Here is a 17,922-nt window from a genome sequence, read left to right as displayed (position 1 = left end):
GCGCGTCGGCGCGGCGCTGCTCGAGGCGATCACCGGCCTCGCCCGCGAGAAGGGGATCTCGCACCTGATGCTCGAGACCGGCAGCGTGGCCGGGTTCGAGCCGGCGCACCGGCTCTATGTCGGGGCCGGATTCACCCGCTGCGGCGCCTTTCTCGATTATCCCGAGAGTGCCTACTCGGCCTTCTTCGAAAAGTGGCTGCAGGGCCCCGCGACGGCGTGATGTTGCGATAATCGCCACACCTCTGTAGGAACGTCCAACCCCTCCGCCGTTGTGCTGCGAGCCGCACCTTGACCGATCTGACCCGCCTGACCCTTGCCGCCGCCCGAGACGGGCTCGAGGCCAAGACCTTCACTTCAGCCGAACTGACCGGCGCTTACCTCGCGGCGATCGAAGCGGCCAATCCTCGGCTCAACGCCTATGTCGCGGTGACCGGTGAGCAGGCGATGGCGATGGCCCGGCAGAGCGATGCCCGGCTGGCGCAGGGGCAGGGGGGCAAGCTCGAGGGCGTGCCGCTCGGCATCAAGGACCTGTTCGCCACGACGGGCGTCCACACGCAGGCGGCGAGCCATATCCTCGACGGGTTCAAGCCGGAGTACGAATCGAGCGTCACGTCCAACCTCTGGCGGGACGGCGCGGTCATGCTGGGCAAGCTCAACATGGACGAGTTCGCCATGGGCTCGTCAAACGAGACGTCCTATTACGGGCCGGTGATCAACCCGTGGCGCGCCGAAGGCTCCAACGCGCAATTGGTGCCGGGTGGCTCCTCGGGCGGTTCGGCGGCGGCGGTTTCGGCGTGGCTGTGTGCCGCGGCGACGGCGACCGACACCGGTGGATCGATCCGGCAGCCGGCAGCGCTGACCGGAACCGTCGGCATCAAGCCGACCTATGGGCGCTGCTCGCGCTGGGGTATCGTCGCCTTCGCGTCCTCCCTCGACCAGGCCGGGCCGATCGCCCGCACCGTCGAGGACGCGGCGATCATGCTGACATCGATGGCCGGGTTCGACCCCAAGGACTCGACCAGCGCCGAACGGGCGGTGCCGGACTTCGCCGCGGCCGTGGAACGCGGCGTCAGGGGGCTGACCATCGGCATTCCGCGCGAGTATCGCATGGACGGCATGCCCGACGAGATCGAGGCGCTCTGGCAGCAGGGCATCGCCTGGCTGAAGGCGGAGGGCGCGACGGTTCGCGATATCTCGCTTCCGCACACCAAATACGCGCTGCCGGCCTATTACATCGTGGCGCCGGCCGAGGCCTCGTCGAACCTCGCGCGCTATGACGGGGTGAAGTACGGGCTGCGGGTGACCGGCAAGGACATCACCGACCTCTATGAGCTGAGCCGCGCGGCGGGCTTCGGCCGCGAGGTCAAGCGTCGGATCATGATCGGCACCTACGTGCTCTCGGCGGGATACTATGACGCCTACTACGTGCAGGCGCAGAAGGTCAGGACGCTGATCAAGCGCGACTTCGAGCAGGCGTTCGCCGACGGTATCGACGCCATCCTGACGCCGGCCACCCCGTCTGCCGCCTTCGGGATCGGCGACGAGGACATGAAGGCCGATCCGGTCAAGATGTATCTCAACGACGTCTTCACGGTGACGGTGAACATGGCGGGACTGCCGGGCATCGCCGTGCCTGCCGGCAAGGACGAATCCGGCCTGCCGCTGGGGCTGCAGCTGATCGGCAAGCCCTTCGACGAAGAGACCCTGTTCGCCGCCGGGCGGGTGATCGAGCGCAGCGCCGCCATCGATTTCAGTCCGGCGCGCTGGTGGTGAGACTCGAAAACGCTTGAAGGTCGGCGGTTTCGGCACTATTTGCCCGCCCATGCGCAAACTCAGACTAGTTGACCTGCCCGGCAAGCCCGCGGCCCCCTTGCGGAGGACTGGCTCCATGGCCGACGTGTTCACCACTCTCGACTGGTCGGCCCCGCCCAAGGACCTGTCCAAGCCGCTGCAGGCCCTGTGGTGGCTGAAAAAGGGCGGGCTCAAGGTCGGCCCGGAGTGGGAAGAAGCCCACGCCATCGTCCAGACCATGGAAGGCGTGTTCGAGTTCGATTGGGTGCATGCGCTGCTGCACTGGGTCGAAGCCGACATGGGCAATGCCGACTACTGGTACCGGCGCGCCGGCAAGCGGCGGGCGACGGCGAGCGTCTCCGCCGAATGGGAGCATATGGCGCGCGAACTGAGCGGCGTCACCCGCCACTGATCATCCGGCCAGCCGATAGACGGAGACATGCGAGCGTGACTCCGCGGTGAAGGGCGAACCGGCCCAGTCGGAATGGCGCGATTCCAGCGTGAAGCCGGCGAGGCGCGCCATCAGGTCGAGTTCGGCCGGCCAGACGTAGCGGTGCGGCGAACGGAACAGCCGCGCCTCCCGGCCATCGTCGAAGTGGAAGTGGTGCGACACCACGATCTGCTCCAGCACGTCGATGGTATCGAGACCGACATAGCCCGTATCCGCCGCGAAGACGGCGGCCTTGCTGCCGGGCGGCAGGCGGCGCAGGTCCGGTACCCATAGCTCGATGACAAGGCAGCCGCCCCGAGACAGGTGGCGTGCAGCGTTCTCGAAGCAGGCGATCTGTGCGTCCTGGGTCAGAACGTTCGAGATGCCGTTGAAGACCAGCGCGACGACGGAGAACCGCCCCGGCACGCTGGCCGAGGTCATGTCGCCCAGGACCACCGGAAGCGTGGCCGCATCCACCTTGCGGCGCAGCACGTCGAGCATGGCCGCGGACATCTCGATGCCCGATACGGGTATGCCTCTCTCGATCAACGGGATGGCGATGCGACCGGTCCCGATGGCGAATTCGAGCACCGAACCGCCGTCGGCGAGGGCCGCGAGCCGGTCGGTGGTCTGCGCGAGCAGCACCGGGTCGAACATCCCGGCGCCCGGCGTGTCGTAGGTCTCGGCCGCCTCGGTGTCCCAGATCCCGTCAAGGTCCATGGCGAACCCCCTTTCGAATCGTCGGTGTCGGCGGCAAGCAGAACGCGGCCCTGTGCCACAGGCAACGCCATATCGCGCGGCGTGGGAACGTGGTGCCGATCGGGCCGCGCTCAAAGTTCCTTCTCGGCCAGTTCGCGGAAAGCGTCGGGGACGGCGCCGCTGCGATCGAACGCGAGGGGGCCATATGCGATGGCGTCCCGGCCGAATCGGCTGCGCACGGCGTCCACGGCCTTGTCGGCGACCCATCGCGCCGCGCCGCGGCGGGCGCCCGGGCGGTATCTCTCGTCGGCAAGCCCAAGCTCCAGCTCAAGCTGCAGTTCGGGACTGCGCTCGACATGCGAAACCGAGATGGCGAGGAGCGTCAGGACCCGCTCCTCGCGATGCTCGAACAGGGCGCCGCGCACCAGCTCCTCGGCCGCTTCCGCCAGCAGGACCGTCGCCGCGATCGGTGCCGGCAGCGTGACGGAACGCGTGATGGCGCGCATGTCGGCGAAGCGGATGCGAACCGTGATGGTTCGACCGGCAATCGACTTGGCGCGCAGGCGCGAGCCGATGCGGTCGGCAAGATGCAGCAGGGCCGGACGGAACGTCGCCTCGGTTGCGGGCCTGCGACCGAGGGCCGACTGGGCCCCGACCGAGCGGGCCCGGTGGCGCGTCTCGATCTCGCGCGGATCCCGGTTCCAGGCCAGGGCCCCCAGCTTGTCCCCGGCGGCCTCCCCGAGCAGGCCGCGCAGCGAGTGGCCCGGCGTGTTGGCGAGCTGACCGATCGTGCGGATGCCCTCGGCCTCGAGTTTGCCGCGCGTTACCGGGCCGACTCCCCACATCAGCTCGACCGGCAGATCATGAAGGAATGTCAGCTCGTTGGCCGGATCGACCTCGATCAGCCCGTCGGGTTTGGCAACCTGCGAGGCGACCTTGGCGAGGTGCTTGGTCCGGGCAATGCCGATGGAGATGGGCAGGCCGAGTTCGCCGCGGACGCGCTGACGGATGGCGCGTGCGATGGCGCCCGGAGGTCCGAACAGGTGGGCCGTGCCGGAGACATCGGCGAACGCCTCGTCGATCGAAATGCGCTCGACCAGCGGGGTGAAATCGTCCAGCACCTTGATCGCGGCATCGCCGAGACGCTGGTACTCGTCGTAGTGTCCGTCGACAAAGATGAGCCGCGGGCACAGCTCGCGGGCCTTGCGTCCGGACATGCCGCCGCGCACGCCGAAGGCCTTCGCCTCATAGGAGGCGGCCAGGACCACCCCACCGCCCACGGCGATCGGCTTGCCGCGCAGGTCGGGGTTCAGCAACTGCTCCACCGATGCGTAGAAGGCATCGAGATCGGCGTGCAGGATGTTTGCCACAGCTGTCATGGACAGGCTCCATGTATGGAACATAACAGGAACACAAGTCGCGTTGTCAAGCATTGGCCGCCGCCCGCGGGGGACGACGGCCATGCGGCGTCAGCGGTTGTCGAACTCGCTGCGGACCAGTTCGAGGCCGCGGCGGGTGACCCGGTAGGGGCGCCCCTCCGCGGAGGCTATCGCGCTTCGCCGCTTGAGCTTCCTGAACAGCTCGAGGCTGCACTGCATGAGCCAGCCCTCGCGGTTGAAGCACTCGACGGCGACGATCTTGCCGTTTGTGGACTTGTGGACGTGAATGGCACCGCCCTGCGCAAGCGCATGCAGTACCCGCTGTTCCTCGCGGGAAATATCCATCTTTCAGAAGGCCTTGGGATGCGTAGCAACGAGCCGCCGCCAGCATCGCGCGTGGCGGCCGCCTGGTTGAACAACCCCGTTTCGTCACCGGCGCCGTGGCGCCCGGGCGAACGGGGGGTTACGCAATCTCCGGCAGGCTGGACATGGGACGTCCCCGACATCTGACGACGGCGCCGCGATCGGGCGCCGTAGCTGAACGGACGCTGCATAGCGGAAGTGCGGCCGCCGCGCCAGCGCCGGTTGCAATCGGCGGCACGACGGTGCAAACCAGCAACAGACGAGACCTGCCCGAGTTCGACCGTGACCAAGCCCCCCGCCGACTGCATGACGAAGGAAGACGTGCGCGCCGAGATCGACCGCATCGACCAGGGGCTGCTGGTGCTGCTGGCCGAGCGGCACCGCTACGTCACGCGCATGGCCGAGATCAAGACCGATCCGCACGAGGCCTACGACCCCACCCGCATCGAAGCGATCATCAGCAAGCAGCGCGGCCGCGCCGAGGAACTCGACCTCGACGAGGACCAGGCCGAGCTGATCTGGCGCACGCTGATCAACTGGAACGTCAACTACGAAAAGGGCATTATCGCCGCGCGCAAGCGCCAGGGGTAGCCGCGCGCCCGGCGAAGGAGTGCACCGCCATGACGACAACATCGGACGTGCTGATGCGCAAGGCGGTGGCGAGCGAGGCCGAGCGGCTGGCCGAGATCGGCTATCTCGCCTGGGATCGCGACCTCAGGCCCTTTCTCACCGGTGAGGCCGCCAGCCGGCAGGTCGAGCGGCGGCGGCTGGGGGCGGCGGTGCACGAACTGCTCGACCGCACCATTGTCGCCGAACTCGACGGAATGGCGGTCGGCTGGTGTGCGAGGGCGCGCTCCAGGGCGTATATTCCCTACCTCTTCGTGACGCCGGTGCTGCAGAACCAAGGCATCGGCACCCTTCTGCTGAGGCGCATGGAGTCCCTGCTCGAACTGGCCGGCGCCGACAGCGTGCAGCTCGACACGCTCAGCGACAACGTGCGCGCCGTCAACTTCTACCAGCACCAGGGCTACCGCATCCTGGTGCTGAAGCACGAGGGGCCCGGCGGCCCTGACCCGCAGACCAGCATCCGGCTCGAAAAGAGCCTGAACCCCTATCGCGGTCCCGTGACCGACAAGGAACAGGAATAGCCGACTTGACCATCATCGATACCCGCACTCCAAACCCCAGGAGCTTCATCAAGGGCGCGACCGGCGACTGGGAGATCGTCATCGGCATGGAGGTGCATGCCCAGGTGACGTCGGAAAGCAAGCTGTTCAGCGGCTCCTCGACCGAGTTCGGTTCGCCGCCCAATGCCAATGTGAGCTTCGTCGATGCGGCCATGCCCGGCATGCTGCCGGTGATCAACGAGGAGTGCGTGCGGCAGGCGGTGCGGACCGGGCTGGGGCTCAAGGCGCAGATCAACAAGCGCTCGATCTTCGACCGGAAGAACTACTTCTACCCGGACCTGCCGCAGGGCTACCAGATCAGCCAGTTCAAGGATCCCATCGTCGGCGAGGGCTCGGTGTTCCTCGACATGCCGGACGGGCGCATCGAGATCGGCATCGAGCGGCTGCACCTCGAGCAGGATGCCGGCAAGTCTATCCACGACCAGCATCCGAACATGAGCTTCGTCGACCTCAACCGCTCGGGCGTGGCGCTGATGGAGATCGTCTCCAAGCCCGACCTGCGCAACTCGGACGAGGCGAAGGCGTATCTGTCGAAGCTGCGCACCATCCTGCGCTACCTCGGCACCTGCGACGGCAACATGGAGCAGGGCTCGATGCGGGCCGACATCAACGTGTCGGTCAGGAAGCCCGCCGGCGCATTCGGCACGCGCTGCGAGATCAAGAACGTCAACTCGATCCGCTTTGCCGGGCAGGCGATCGAATTCGAGGCGCGGCGGCAGATCGACATCCTCGAGGCGGGCGGCGCGATCGACCAGGAGACGCGGCTCTACGACCCCAAGACCGGCGAGACCCGCTCGATGCGGTCCAAGGAAGAAGCGCACGACTATCGCTACTTCCCCGATCCGGACCTCTTGCCGCTCGAGTTCGACCAGTCCTTCGTCGACGACCTGGCGCAGCACCTGCCGGAACTGCCGGACGACAAGCAGGCGCGCTTCATCGCCGAGTACGGCGTGACGCCCTACGACGCGATGGTGCTGACGCTGGAGCGCGAGACGGCCGACTATTACGAGGCCGCGGTGAAGTTCGGCGGCGGCAGGCGCGACGGCAAGGCGGTGGCGAACCTCGTCACCGGCGACATCGCCGCCTATGCCAACAGCCAGGGGCTGTCGGCGTTTGAGACGCATATCAAGCCGGGCCAGATCGCCGGCATCGTCGATCTCGTGGCGGCCGGGACGATCTCGTCGAAGGGCGCCAAGGACCTGCTGCAGATCATCATCGCCGAGGAGCCGGAGGGCGAGCCGGCCGAGATCGTCGAGCGGCGCGGCATGAAGCAGGTCACCGACCTGGGCGCCATCGAGAAGGTGATCGACGAGATCATCGCGGCGAACCCGGGGCAGGTGGCGGCGGTGAAGGCCAAGCCGACCATGCTCGGTTGGTTCGTCGGCCAGGCGATGAAGGCCTCGGGCGGCAAGGCCAACCCGCAGGCGCTGAACGAGCTGCTGAAGAAGAAGCTGGGATTGTAGCTGTTCTGTATTGAAAATGTCGGCTGGGGCCAAGATGACACCCGAAGAAGCAGAGAAGAAACTTGAGGCTATTTACGATCGACTCATGGAATCAGACCTCCCGCGTCACCCTTTGCTTCGGGAAGGAGTCCAGCGCCGCGGCGGGCTAGTGGTGCAGAAGGGATGGAAGCGGGACAGCTACATCAGCCACAAGTCGGCAAGGGGCGATGCGGTCAGCCTTGCCGTGGTCGAGCCGCCCACTGGGACCGCGTTTCTGATACTACATCGGAGGCGCGTGGTCGGCCGAGCAATGCCGGACGTCAGTGTGGATCGGTTGCCACTTGAACAAATCGACCTTGCGGCCTCATTGTTCTTGGAAACTGCGCGCCTGATTACTCACGTGCCCGACAGCTGGCTCCCGAACCACCCAAAAGACGACTAAGCTACGAAAGGGATCGAGTAGAATGGCGAAGGGCTACTGGGTCGTTCATATCGAGGTGACGGACCCGGAGGCCTACAAGGTCTACCAGGCGTTCGTGCGGCCGTTCCTCGCCGCCAATGCGGGGCGCTTCATCATCCGCGGCGGGCAGCAGCGGGTGGTGGAGGGGCGGGCCTCGTCGCGCACCGTGCTGGTCGAATTTCCCAGCTACGCCGATGCCGTGCGCGTCTACGAATCGGCCGAATACCAGCGCGGCCTGCAGGATCGGTTGGCGGCGAGCGTCGCCGACTTCGTCATCGTCGAGGGCTTCGAGGGCTGATCAGGCGGTAACCCGCCCGAACCTCTTGAGCAGCCGGCCGTCGATGAACACGAGGCCGGAAAAGATCACCGCGATACCGATGAAATGCACCGGCGCCAGCGCTTCGTGCAGCACGAGGGCGCCCAGCAGCAGGGCCGAGATCGGCGTGATGAAGGTGTTGAGCGACAGGTTGGTCGCTCCGACGCGCGGCAGCAGCCAGTAGACCAGAAGGAAGCTGAAGCTGGTCGAAAGCACGCCGATGGCGAACAGCGCCGCCCAGGTCTCGGGGAGGGCGATCACCGGCATGCCGTCGAAGGCGAAGGCGGTGGGCACCGAGGCGAGCGCGGCACCGGTCAGCGAGCAGGCGGCGATGGTTGCCGAGTCGAGCCCCTTGAAGCGGCGCGCGTAGTTGAGGGTCACCGCGTAGCAGCAGGTGGCGAGCAGCGCGGCCAGGTAGGCGAGGACCTGTCCCGAGGCGCCGGAGCCGAAGGAGGGTGAGGCCAGCAGGGCGGCTCCGGCAAATCCGACGAACACGCCGAGGGTCTTGTTGAGGGTCGCCTTCTCGCCGCCGACCCAGAGCTGGCTGACGATCACCGTGGTCATCGGCGTCAGCCCGTTGATCACGCCGACAATGCCGCTCGGCAGGTGCTGCTCGGCGTACGGGAACAACGCGAACGGCACCGCGTAGTTCATCAGCCCCAGCGCGAACAGTTGCGGATACAGCGCCCGGTCGCGGGGCAGGGTGCGCCGCGTCGCGATGAAATAGGCCCAGCAGATGGCCGCGCCGATGGTGACGCGCCCGGCCGAGACCCACAGCGGGCTCAGCTCGCGGATCAGGATGGCGTTGAAGAAGAACGAGCCGCCCCACACGGCGCCGAGCGAGATGATGAGGACCCAGTAGCGCAGCGGCATTCACGTTCTCCGTTTGTGCCCGTATAGGCGGCCGGGAGCGCTGCGTCGAACCGATTTTGACGATGGGAGCCATCACTTGCGGTGATGGCTATTTCGGCCACTGGTTGGCCCTGATGCCCTGCGCAGCAAGGCGGGCCGTCTCCTCGACACGCGCGGCGCGGGTCTCGACCCGCCGCGCGCTCGTGATCCATTCGAGGATGGCCCGGCGGGTGGAAGGCGGAAACCCGGCAAAGCGCTCGGCCGCGCCCGGATGGCCCGCGAAGGCGGCCGCGAGGTCGTCCGGCACCGTGCCGGCATGGGCTTCGTCGAGGGCCTGCCAGGAGCCATCGGCCTTGGCTCGTTCGATGCACGCGAGGCCTGCCGGGGTCATCAGGTGCTCGGCCAGCAGTCGCTCGATCCGTGTCTTGTTGACCTGCGACCAGCCGCTCCCCGGCTTCCTCGGTGACAGCCGCAACAGCGACCGGTCTGCGTCCAGCTTGCGCGGCTGGCTGTCGATCCAGCCGAAGCAGAGCACTTCCTCGACGATGGCGTCATAGGGCAGGTACCAGTTGGAGTGCTTCTTGTAGCTCGCCAGCCAGATGCTGCCGCTGCGGTCGTGGTTGGCGGCCAGCCAGGCCCGCAGTTCCGCGCGGGAACGGACTTCTACGATGTCGTGGTCGGTCGCCATGGCCAAGTTACGCACGCCGTCCGGGGAGGGATCACTGGGCCGGGAGCGATTCCGCGGCCCGAGCCATGTTGACACGGACGTCGTCGAGCGTCGCTGGAAGGTTCATGCCGAAGACCTCGGCGAGGCTGCGCACGCGGATGTAGTCCACCTTGCCGTCGAGCGCGCCGTCGACCAGGATGGCGATGGCATCCTCGTCCGAGAGGGGCGGCTTGTAGGCGCGACGCTCGACCAGTGCGGCGAAGATGTCGCAGACGGTGAGGATACGGGTGAGGGCGGTGATGTCGCCGCCCCTGAGCCCGTCCGGATAACCGCTGCCGTCGAGTGCCTCGTGATGGTGCAGGACGGCATCGAGCACCTCGGGCTCGAGGCCCGGGGTCGATGCGAGATAGTCGACGGCGGCGCGCGGATGGGCCCGCACGAGATCCAGTTCCGTCTCATCGAGGCGCCCCGGCTTGTCGAGCACATGCAGGGGAACGCAGGCCTTGCCGATGTCGTGCAGCAGCGCCGCATCGGTCAGGCGTCTGGCCATGCGGGTCCCCCTCAGGTGCCGGGCCGCATAGGCCGCCGCCACGCCGGCAACCAGCAGGCAATGCTGGAAGGTGCCCTCGTGATGGCCGCGCACGGTGTCGAGCCAGTTCGCCGCGCCGGTGTCGCCGATGCTGCCGATGAGTTCGGTCCCCACGGCGTGCACCGCCTGCAGCGAGAACGGCCGTGCGTCCGAGAAACTGCTGAACAGTCCGGCAAGTTCCACGCCGGCGGCATGGATGGACCGGCCGCCCGGAGCGGCGAGCAGCGCCTCGACGGCGGCCCGCGAGCCATCGCGCTGCCCCGCCACCGACATCATTCGCAGCAAGGCCGGCCGGGCCTCGCTTCGCACGATGTTGCGGCTGGCATTGAGGGCATTGGCCTGGGTCTGCGTCTGATGGCGAGCATCGGTGCGCGCGACGATGAACAGCCAGTCGCGCCGGGCCGGTGGTGTCCCCATGGCCTGCCGGAACCGATCGACCGAGCGGGTGTCGGTCAGGTCGATGTCGACAAGGAGACGTGGTCGCGCTGCAAGTCCGCCGTCCTCGATGTCGAAGACGCAGTTGCTGGGCAGGGCCAGACCGTGCGCCAGTCCACGGGCCAGTTCCACGCGAGACGGGTCAAAGACAACAAGGAAAGGCACTGCAGCATCGGCCAGCGCGGGTATGCCAAGATGGGGCAACTACTAATCTTCTTGCTGAAAATGACTTTCTGGATGAATGCAAGGTACGGTTTGGGACTTAACGCGTCGTGAATCGACCTCCCCCGTCGGCTGCGAAACCGGAAAGGCGTTGACAGAGTGCGCACTTAGCAGCGGGCTTGGTGGTCCATTAACCAAGTTGAGGCAGTATACGCGGGTCGAGAATTTCGCCAGGGAGGCGAGCGACGTGCCTGCCCCTGTCGCGACCCGGACGCCGGGACCACCCGATGCCACATTGGCGATGGCGCAGAGCATTTCCGCCGAGGTGATGGGTCTCCTCGAGCGGGAGATGATCCCTCCGACCCCGCCGGTATACGGGCTGCTGTTCGAGCATTCGCTGGGCGCGAGCCCGGTGACGAGTGCGATCGTCGACGGCGCTGTGCGGCAGAGCGAGCGGAGCGGCCGTCCGCTGGGCGAAGCGCTTCGGGACGCCACGCCCTGGGACGGGGCGACCGACACCACCCTCAGGCTTGCCGCCGAACTGGCCATGCAACTGGACCGGCTGGGGAACAGCCTCGACAGCGCCAGCGCGTCGGCCAGCGAACACCGTGAGGCGCTGCTCGCCACGCAACAGGCGTTGCGCGACTCCGGCGCCGGCCGGGACGCGCTGCGCAGCGTCGTGCGGACTGCTGCGGCACAGCATGATGCGCTCATCCGCGCCAAGGGGTTGCTGCGATCGGCCCTGTCGGCGGCCCAGGCGGAGCTGGCGGCAACGCGGGAGCAACTGGCGCAGGCGGCCCGCGACTCACAACTCGACGCAGTGACCGGACTGCCGAACCGGCTCGGCGCCGAGGACGAACTGCTGACGACTGTCGACAAGGCGCGCCGGGGAGGCGCCAGCCTGACCCTCATCCTGGTCGATATCGACCGGTTCAAGGTGCTCAATGACAGCTATGGCCATCAGGCGGGAGACCGCCTGCTGCGCGAGGTCGGGCGGGCTCTGACGTCGTCGGTGCGGGCGGGCGAGAGGGTGTTCCGCTTCGGCGGCGATGAGTACGTGGTGATCGTCCACGACACCCACGGCGCCAAGCTCGAGGGGACGGCGGAGCGGCTGCGCCGGTCCGTCGCCGACATTGACCTCGCCCGGTGCATGGGCGACGCGATAGTGGGCAACGTCACCGTGTCGCTGGGGCTGGCGGTGTTCCGTCCGGCTGACAGCTTCACCAGCCTGTTCGAGCGTGCCGACACGGCGCTCTACCGGGCCAAGCACGCCGGCCGCAATCGCTGGATGATCGCGGACTGACTCAGGCCGGAAAGGTGGCCTCTCCACGGGCCAGCATGGCGAGGGCCTGCGGGTAGATCCGGTGCTCCTCGGTGAGAACGCGCGCGGCCAGCGTCGCGGCGGTGTCGCCCGGCTCGACCGGGACTCTGGCCTGCAGGATGGTCGGTCCCTCATCCATGCCCGCAGTGACGAAGTGGACGGTGCAGCCATGTTCTGCGACCCCGGCCGCCAGCGCCTGCTCGTGCGTGTGCAGGCCGGGGAACGCGGGAAGCAGCGAGGGGTGGATATTGATCATGCGGCCCTGCCATTTGCGCGCAAACTCGGGCGTCAGCATCCGCATGAAACCGGCCAGCGCAATGAAGTCCGGCCGCCAGAGCTTGAGCACGTCGCCGATGGCGAGTTCGAAGCCGATGCGGCTCGGATAGTCCTTGTGCCAGCGCCACGCCGTCGGAATGCCGTAGCTGGCCGCCGTGGCGAGGCCCGGGGCATCGGGGACGTTGGAGAAGACGCCGACGATCTGTGCCGGGTAGGCGGGGTCGCGCGCCGCTTCGATCAGCGCGGCCATATTGGAGCCGCGGCCGGATATGAGGATGGCGACGCGCTTCTTCACAGCGCCAGACTGCCGCTGAAGGTGACCGCTTCGCCCGTCCGCTCCCGCAGTTCGCCCACTACCGCGGCGGTCTCGCCGGCGGCGGCGAGGTGCGCGACGAGGCGCTCGGCGTCCTGCCTGGCGACGGCGCACAGCATGCCCACGCCGCAGTTGAAGGTTCGCAGCATCTCGCGCTGGTTCATGCCGCCCACACGCGCGAGCCAGGCAAACACCCCCGGCACGGTGACGCGCGACAGCTCGACATGCGCGGCCAGCGTCGCCGGCAGCACGCGGGGGATGTTGTCGATGAAGCCGCCGCCGGTGATGTGGGCGAGCGCCTTGATGCCGATGCCGGCCCTGAGGGCGGAGAGCAGAGGCTTCACGTAGATGCGGGTCGGCGTGAGGAGCGCCTCGGCGAGCGTCCTGCGCGGGTCGAACGGAGCCGGCAGGTACCAGTCGATCCCGGCGATCTCGACGATCTTGCGCACCAGCGAGTAGCCGTTGGAGTGGACGCCGGAGGAGGCGATGGCGACGAGCACATCGCCGGCGGCGAGGTCGCCGCGCGGCAAGAGCGTGCCGCGCTCGGCGGCGCCGACGGCGAAGCCGGCGAGATCGTAGTCCTTGCCCGAGTACATGCCCGGCATCTCGGCGGTCTCGCCGCCGATCAGCGCACATCCGGCAATCCGGCACCCCTCGGCGATGCCTTCGACGATGGCGGTTCCGGCCGCCACGTCGAGCCGGCCTGTGGCGAAGTAGTCGAGGAAGAACAGCGGCTCGGCGCCCTGCACGACGATGTCGTTGACGCACATGGCCACGAGGTCCTGGCCGATCGTCGCGTGGTTGCCGGTGTCGATGGCGATCTTGAGCTTGGTCCCGACACCGTCATTGGCCGCGACGAGGATCGGATCGACAAAACCGGCTGCCTTCAGGTCGAACAGGCCCCCGAAACCGCCGATCTCGGCGTCCGCGCCGGGCCGCCGGGTGGAGCGGACCGCGGGCTTGATGGCCTCAACGAGGGCATTGCCAGCATCGATGTCGACACCAGCCTGCTTGTACGAGAGACCGTTTGATGGCAGGTTTTGTGCGTCGGACATGGGCTTGAGCCGGACTTCCCTGGGCCGCAGAACTGGTGCGCTGATAGCCGCTCCACCCCACTCACGCAAGAGATGCCCTCTCGATGACGCTTCGCAATCAGGTGCTGGTGTGGGTCGGCCTGTTCCTGGCCGCCATTCTGCTGCTGTGGGTGTTCCGCTCCATCCTGCTGCCCTTCGTTGTCGGGCTGGCGCTCGCCTATCTGCTGAACCCGGTGGTCAACTGGCTGCAGAGATGGCACGTCGGGCGCACCTGGGGCTCGATGATCGTGCTGGCGCTGATGATCGCCGTGATTGCCGGCCTGCTCCTCTCGCTGGTGCCGCTGGTGGCGCAGCAGGTGGCCGACCTCGTCGGCCGACTGCCCAGCTATGTGGGGGACCTGCAGGCCCTGCTTCAGACCTGGGCGCCGCAGCTCAACGAGTGGCTGGGACCGGAGCGGGCGGCGCAGCTCGAGGGCAGTCTCGCCGACCTGATCGGGCGCGGAGTCGAGTTCGCCGGCCTCGTGACGGCGACGCTGGCGCAGAGCGGGCTGACCGTGCTCAACACCATCGCCGTGCTGTTCATCACCCCCGTGGTCGCCTACTACCTCTTGGTCGACTGGGAGGGGATGATGGCCAAGGCGGACCAGTTACTGCCGCGCCAGCATCAGGCCGAGATCCGCGGCATCCTCGGCGACATCGATCGCGCCATGGCCGGCGTCATCCGCGGGCAGGGCGGCGTGATCCTCGTCCTGTGCGTCTACTACGCGACGGCACTGACGCTTGCCGGGCTCAATTTCGGTCTCGCCATCGGCCTGATCGGGGGGCTGCTCAGCTTTGTACCCTATGTCGGCTTCCTCACCGGCTTTGCGCTCTCGATGACGGTGGCGCTGGTGCAGTTCTGGCCGGACCAGTGGGTCTTCGTGCTGATCATCCTGGCGATCTACCTGGTGGGGCAGTTCCTCGAGGCCAATATCCTCTATCCCAAGCTGGTCGGGCAGAGCATCAACATCAACCCGGTGTGGCTGATGTTCGCGCTGTTCGCCTTCGCGCTGCTGTTCGGCTTCGTGGGCCTGCTGCTGGCGGTGCCGCTGGCGGCGATCACCGGGGTGCTGACGCGCTACGCCCTGCACCGCTACCAGGGCTCGAGTCTCTACCTCGGACTGGACGAGCCCGCGCCGCCGTCGGCACCGCCCCCCGCGGGGACCGCGCCCGCGTCGAAGCGGCGCACCACCAAGGCGACATGACCCAGCCGGACTCGCCGCAGCATCGGCCGGGTCAGCTGGCGCTGGACCTCGGGCACCGACCATCGCACGCCGAGGATGACTTCATCGTCGGTGACGGGAACCGGATGGCGCATGCGCACATCCTGTCCTATCCCGACTGGCCGGGCCCCCTGACGCTGCTCGAAGGGCCGGCCAGTTCGGGCAAGTCGCACCTCGCCCGCGTCTGGGCGGAGCGCGCCGGCGCCACCTACGTGATGCCCGGTACCGTCGACGAGCTGTCGCGCAGTGGGGGCGAGCGGCCGCTGGTGGTCGAGGACGCGGATCGGGCCGGCTATGAGGAGACGGCGCTCTTCCACCTCATCAACCAGTCGATGCGTGACGGGCGGCCGACCCTGCTGACCGCCCGCATTCCCGTTGCCAGCTGGCCGTTCGCGACCGATGATCTGAAGTCGCGGGCCCGACTCGCGGCGCGCTTCGACGTGGCGGTGAGCGACGACATCCAGTTGTCACAGATGTTCGTGAAGTTGTTTGGCGACCGGCAGGTTGCGGTGGAACCCAGGCTCATTGCCTTCATCGTGGCGCGCATGGAACGCTCCCCGGAGGAAGCGGTTGCGCTGACGCAGTTGATGGATCGCATGGCGCTGGAGCGCGGAACGGCCATAACCAGAAGCATCGCGGCCGAGGTGCTGAGGCAGCGCGGCGTCGGGCGCGACGACGCCCAGATGGAACTCGAACTCGCCGACGAGGCAGAAGAAGATGAACGAGATTAGCGAAATCGCCGAGCCCGCCGACGCCCCCGACGCGACGGAGCTGCGCCACAGCCCGGCGCGCTTCGTCAACCGCGAAGTGAGTTGGCTGCAGTTCAACATGCGCGTGCTGGAGGAGGCCGGAAACACCAACCATCCGCTGCTCGAGCGGCTGCGCTTCGTCTCGATCTCGGCGAACAATCTCGACGAGTTCTTCATGGTTCGCGTGGCCGGCCTGAAGGGCCAGCTGCGCGCCGGCATGATGAAGCAGAGCGCCGACGGGCTGACCCCGGCAGAGCAGCTCGAGGAGATCGCCAACCTCGCCCAGCACCTGCATCTCGAACAGCAGGATCACTGGCAGCAGCTGCGCGAGGAGCTCTTTGCCAAGGACGTGGTGATCCACGAGGCGAACGACCTCAGCGCCGATCAGGTTCAGTACCTGCAGAAGCTCTACCGGGAGGAGGTCTTCCCGGTGCTCACGCCGATCGCGGTGGACCCGGCGCACCCGTTCCCGTTCATTCCGAACCTGGGCTTCACGCTCGCCTTCGAGATGGCGCGGCCGGGCACGACGCAGACGCTCACCGCGCTGGTGCGCGTTCCCGCCAACCTCGATCGCTTCGTCACCCTGCCCAACGAGCTCACGCAGGAGAACCGGGTCGAGGTGGTGACCGTCGACACGATGATCAACCTGTTCATCACCAAGATGTTCCCCGGCTACGAGGTGACCGGGTCGGGGGCCTTCCGGATCATCCGCGATACCGAGATCGAAATCGACGACGAGGCCGCCGACCTGGTGGTGGAGTTCGAGTCGGCGCTGCGGCAGCGGCGTCGCGGGCAGGTGATCCGCCTCGAGATCGAAAAGAAGATGCCGCGGGCGCTGCGGCGCCACATCTCCGAGCGGCTTGGGGTGGAGTCCACCGATACGTTCGAGGTGGAAGGCTTTCTCGGGCTGGCCGATGCCTCGAAGATCTGCGAGATCAACCGGCCCGACCTGAAGTTCTCGCCCTACCTGCCGCGCTATCCGGAGCGGATACGGGACTATAACGGCGACATCTTCGCGGCGATCCGCGCCAAGGACCTCCTGGTCCACCATCCGTTCGAGAGCTTCGACGTGGTGGCGCAGTTCCTCATGCAGGCGGCCCGCGACCCCGACGTGGTGGCGATCAAGCAGACGCTCTACCGCACCTCGCGCGACAGCCCGATCGTCAAGGCGCTGGTGCAGGCGGCGGAGGCCGGCAAGTCGGTGACGGCCCTGGTGGAGCTCAAGGCGCGCTTCGATGAGGAGGCCAATATCCGCTGGGCCCGCGATCTCGAGCGCGCCGGGGCCCAGGTGGTGTTCGGCTTCATCGAGCTGAAGACCCACGCCAAGATGAGCCAGGTGGTGCGGCGAGAGGCGGGCAAGCTGGTCAGCTACTGCCATCTGGGGACCGGCAACTACCACCCGATCACCGCCAAGATCTACACCGACCTCAGCTACTTCACCACCGAGCCCTCGATCACGCGCGACGTGAGCCGCGTCTTCAACTTCATCACCGGCTATGCCCGGCCGGCCGAGATGGAGGCGATCGCCTTCTCCCCGGTGACGCTGCGCCAGACGCTGCTCGACTGCATCGCCCGCGAGGTAGGCCACGCCGAACGCGGCGAGCCGGCGACCATCTGGCTGAAGATGAACGCGCTGGTCGATCCGGAGATCATCGACGCGCTCTACGATGCCAGCCAGAAGGGCGTGAAGATCGAACTGATCGTGCGCGGCATCTGCTGCCTGAGGCCCGGCATCCCCGGATTCTCCGACAATATCCGGGTCAAGTCGGTAGTCGGGCGCTTCCTCGAGCACTCCCGCATCTTCTGCTTCGGGCAGGGCGAACCGATGCCCTCGCGCAAGGCCAAGGTCTACATGAGCTCGGCCGACGTCATGCAGCGCAACCTCGACTGGCGTGTCGAGGTGATGGTTCCCATCCTCAACAAGACGGTGCATAAGCAGATTCTCGACCGGATGATGGTGACCTACCTCAAGGACAACCAGCAGAGCTGGGAGGTATTGCCTGATGGCAGTTCGGACCGCGTGCGGCTGCAGGAGGGCGATGAGCCGTTCAGCGCGCACGAGTACTTCATGACGAATGCGAGCCTCTCGGGCCGCGGCAGCGCCTCCAAGCGCGACAGCGAGGACAGCGACGATTGAATCAGTACTGGGGCGTTGATGCCGACCCCACAGCGCAGGGCCGAATCAAGGGTGCTCG

The 17,922-nt window shown here is 67.3% G+C and carries 18 protein-coding genes and 1 pseudogene; 11 read left to right on the top strand and 8 right to left on the bottom strand.

The features are described 5' to 3' along the window. From ACE3TU_RS00955 to ACE3TU_RS00945, 3 genes and pseudogenes are all read left to right on the top strand, one after another. Positions 1-220, top strand: a pseudogene (locus tag ACE3TU_RS00955) (N-acetyltransferase); the annotation flags it as partial. A gap of 68 nt (positions 221-288) precedes the next feature. Continuing rightward, positions 289-1,773 carry an Asp-tRNA(Asn)/Glu-tRNA(Gln) amidotransferase subunit GatA gene (gene gatA / locus ACE3TU_RS00950; protein ID WP_374619008.1) on the top strand — a complete coding sequence of 495 codons (1,485 nt, stop codon included), beginning with the start codon at positions 289-291 and terminating at the stop codon, positions 1,771-1,773. A 115-nt stretch (positions 1,774-1,888) separates the two neighbouring features. Next, entirely contained in the window at positions 1,889-2,203 is a 315-nt protein-coding gene (locus tag ACE3TU_RS00945; protein WP_374619005.1) for a hypothetical protein, read from the top strand. Here ACE3TU_RS00945 and ACE3TU_RS00940 read toward each other — a convergent pair whose 3' ends face one another. The 3 genes from ACE3TU_RS00940 to ACE3TU_RS00930 all read right to left on the bottom strand — a co-directional run bounded on the left by ACE3TU_RS00940 (position 2,204) and on the right by ACE3TU_RS00930 (position 4,644). Then, complete coding sequence (locus tag ACE3TU_RS00940; RefSeq protein ID WP_374619003.1) at positions 2,204-2,941, bottom strand: methyltransferase domain-containing protein; 738 nt, start codon at positions 2,939-2,941, stop codon at positions 2,204-2,206. Between the two features lie 110 nt (positions 2,942-3,051). Then, positions 3,052-4,299: a DNA polymerase IV gene (gene dinB, locus ACE3TU_RS00935; RefSeq protein WP_374619000.1), complete on the bottom strand. Its 1,248-nt coding sequence runs from the start codon at positions 4,297-4,299 to the stop codon at positions 3,052-3,054. 90 nt (positions 4,300-4,389) lie between these two features. Next, on the bottom strand, positions 4,390-4,644 hold the full coding sequence (locus ACE3TU_RS00930) for a YjhX family toxin (RefSeq protein WP_374618997.1): 255 nt from the start codon (positions 4,642-4,644) through the stop codon (positions 4,390-4,392). A gap of 300 nt (positions 4,645-4,944) precedes the next feature. Here ACE3TU_RS00930 and ACE3TU_RS00925 point away from each other — a divergent pair, with 300 nt between their 5' ends. The 4 genes from ACE3TU_RS00925 (at position 4,945) to ACE3TU_RS00910 (ending at position 8,049) form a co-directional block, all read left to right on the top strand. Beyond that, positions 4,945-5,253, top strand: a complete 309-nt coding sequence (locus ACE3TU_RS00925; protein WP_374618994.1) for a chorismate mutase — start codon at positions 4,945-4,947, stop codon at positions 5,251-5,253. Positions 5,254-5,282: 29 nt separating this feature from the next. Continuing rightward, complete coding sequence (locus ACE3TU_RS00920; RefSeq protein WP_374618992.1) at positions 5,283-5,810, top strand: N-acetyltransferase family protein; 528 nt, start codon at positions 5,283-5,285, stop codon at positions 5,808-5,810. Positions 5,811-5,815: 5 nt separating this feature from the next. Beyond that, positions 5,816-7,312, top strand: a complete 1,497-nt coding sequence (gene gatB, locus ACE3TU_RS00915; RefSeq protein ID WP_374618989.1) for an Asp-tRNA(Asn)/Glu-tRNA(Gln) amidotransferase subunit GatB — start codon at positions 5,816-5,818, stop codon at positions 7,310-7,312. Positions 7,313-7,755: 443 nt separating this feature from the next. Continuing rightward, a complete protein-coding gene (locus ACE3TU_RS00910; protein ID WP_374618986.1) occupies positions 7,756-8,049 on the top strand; it encodes a DUF1330 domain-containing protein in 294 nt (97 codons plus the stop codon). On the opposite strand, the gene ACE3TU_RS00905 is transcribed toward ACE3TU_RS00910, so the two are convergent. From ACE3TU_RS00905 to ACE3TU_RS00895, 3 genes are all read right to left on the bottom strand, one after another. After that, entirely contained in the window at positions 8,050-8,940 is an 891-nt protein-coding gene (locus ACE3TU_RS00905) for a DMT family transporter (RefSeq protein ID WP_374618983.1), read from the bottom strand. Positions 8,941-9,028: 88 nt separating this feature from the next. Continuing rightward, complete coding sequence (locus tag ACE3TU_RS00900; protein ID WP_374618980.1) at positions 9,029-9,607, bottom strand: YdeI family protein; 579 nt, start codon at positions 9,605-9,607, stop codon at positions 9,029-9,031. A 31-nt stretch (positions 9,608-9,638) separates the two neighbouring features. Continuing rightward, on the bottom strand, positions 9,639-10,742 hold the full coding sequence (locus ACE3TU_RS00895) for an HD-GYP domain-containing protein (RefSeq protein ID WP_374618977.1): 1,104 nt from the start codon (positions 10,740-10,742) through the stop codon (positions 9,639-9,641). Between the two features lie 277 nt (positions 10,743-11,019). Between ACE3TU_RS00895 and ACE3TU_RS00890 the strand changes: the two genes are divergently transcribed. Beyond that, positions 11,020-12,075, top strand: a complete 1,056-nt coding sequence (locus tag ACE3TU_RS00890; RefSeq protein ID WP_374618975.1) for a GGDEF domain-containing protein — start codon at positions 11,020-11,022, stop codon at positions 12,073-12,075. A 1-nt stretch (position 12,076) separates the two neighbouring features. Here the strand turns inward: ACE3TU_RS00890 and purN are convergent, their stop codons facing one another. Together purN and purM are read right to left on the bottom strand one after the other, a co-directional pair. Beyond that, positions 12,077-12,619 carry a phosphoribosylglycinamide formyltransferase gene (gene purN / locus ACE3TU_RS00885; RefSeq protein WP_374619019.1) on the bottom strand — a complete coding sequence of 181 codons (543 nt, stop codon included), beginning with the start codon at positions 12,617-12,619 and terminating at the stop codon, positions 12,077-12,079. A 41-nt stretch (positions 12,620-12,660) separates the two neighbouring features. After that, positions 12,661-13,737 carry a phosphoribosylformylglycinamidine cyclo-ligase gene (purM, locus tag ACE3TU_RS00880; protein ID WP_374618974.1) on the bottom strand — a complete coding sequence of 359 codons (1,077 nt, stop codon included), beginning with the start codon at positions 13,735-13,737 and terminating at the stop codon, positions 12,661-12,663. A gap of 83 nt (positions 13,738-13,820) precedes the next feature. On the opposite strand from purM, the gene ACE3TU_RS00875 reads away from it, so the two are divergent. The 3 genes from ACE3TU_RS00875 to ACE3TU_RS00865 are packed head-to-tail and all read left to right on the top strand — an operon-like array spanning position 13,821 to position 17,864. Then, positions 13,821-14,960, top strand: coding sequence for an AI-2E family transporter (locus ACE3TU_RS00875; RefSeq protein WP_374618971.1), 1,140 nt, complete (start codon positions 13,821-13,823; stop codon positions 14,958-14,960). Next, positions 14,957-15,709 (top strand): hypothetical protein, encoded by a 753-nt coding sequence (locus ACE3TU_RS00870; RefSeq protein WP_374618968.1) that lies wholly within the window; start codon positions 14,957-14,959, stop codon positions 15,707-15,709. Before ACE3TU_RS00875 ends, ACE3TU_RS00870 begins: the two co-directional genes overlap by 4 nt. Further along, the gene (locus tag ACE3TU_RS00865; protein ID WP_374618965.1) at positions 15,696-17,864 is read left to right on the top strand and encodes an RNA degradosome polyphosphate kinase; all 2,169 of its coding nucleotides are present in this window, start codon (positions 15,696-15,698) and stop codon (positions 17,862-17,864) included. The genes ACE3TU_RS00870 and ACE3TU_RS00865 overlap by 14 nt, the downstream gene beginning before the upstream one ends. Positions 17,865-17,922 lie beyond the last annotated feature (58 nt).

The organism is Devosia sp. (assembly GCF_041917035.1).
Classification (GTDB): domain Bacteria; phylum Pseudomonadota; class Alphaproteobacteria; order Rhizobiales; family Devosiaceae; genus Devosia_A.
The sequence above is the reverse complement of the archived record's forward strand: the minus strand, read 5'-3'. Positions and strand labels throughout refer to the sequence as shown.

Bases quoted from the DNA above. Each gene is read 5' to 3' on its own strand.
- dinB (WP_374619000.1), bottom strand. From the start codon at position 4,299: ATGACAGCTGTGGCAAACATCCTGCACGCCGATCTCGATGCCTTCTAC.
- purN (WP_374619019.1), bottom strand. From the start codon at position 12,619: ATGGCCGCGCTGATCGAAGCGGCGCGCGACCCCGCCTACCCGGCACAG.
- ACE3TU_RS00940 (WP_374619003.1), bottom strand. From the start codon at position 2,941: ATGGACCTTGACGGGATCTGGGACACCGAGGCGGCCGAGACCTACGAC.
- ACE3TU_RS00930 (WP_374618997.1), bottom strand. From the start codon at position 4,644: ATGGATATTTCCCGCGAGGAACAGCGGGTACTGCATGCGCTTGCGCAG.
- ACE3TU_RS00875 (WP_374618971.1), top strand. From the start codon at position 13,821: ATGACGCTTCGCAATCAGGTGCTGGTGTGGGTCGGCCTGTTCCTGGCC.
- ACE3TU_RS00865 (WP_374618965.1), top strand. From the start codon at position 15,696: ATGAACGAGATTAGCGAAATCGCCGAGCCCGCCGACGCCCCCGACGCG.
- ACE3TU_RS00945 (WP_374619005.1), top strand. From the start codon at position 1,889: ATGGCCGACGTGTTCACCACTCTCGACTGGTCGGCCCCGCCCAAGGAC.
- purM (WP_374618974.1), bottom strand. From the start codon at position 13,737: ATGTCCGACGCACAAAACCTGCCATCAAACGGTCTCTCGTACAAGCAG.
- ACE3TU_RS00900 (WP_374618980.1), bottom strand. From the start codon at position 9,607: ATGGCGACCGACCACGACATCGTAGAAGTCCGTTCCCGCGCGGAACTG.
- ACE3TU_RS00920 (WP_374618992.1), top strand. From the start codon at position 5,283: ATGACGACAACATCGGACGTGCTGATGCGCAAGGCGGTGGCGAGCGAG.
- ACE3TU_RS00870 (WP_374618968.1), top strand. From the start codon at position 14,957: ATGACCCAGCCGGACTCGCCGCAGCATCGGCCGGGTCAGCTGGCGCTG.
- ACE3TU_RS00910 (WP_374618986.1), top strand. From the start codon at position 7,756: ATGGCGAAGGGCTACTGGGTCGTTCATATCGAGGTGACGGACCCGGAG.
- ACE3TU_RS00905 (WP_374618983.1), bottom strand. From the start codon at position 8,940: ATGCCGCTGCGCTACTGGGTCCTCATCATCTCGCTCGGCGCCGTGTGG.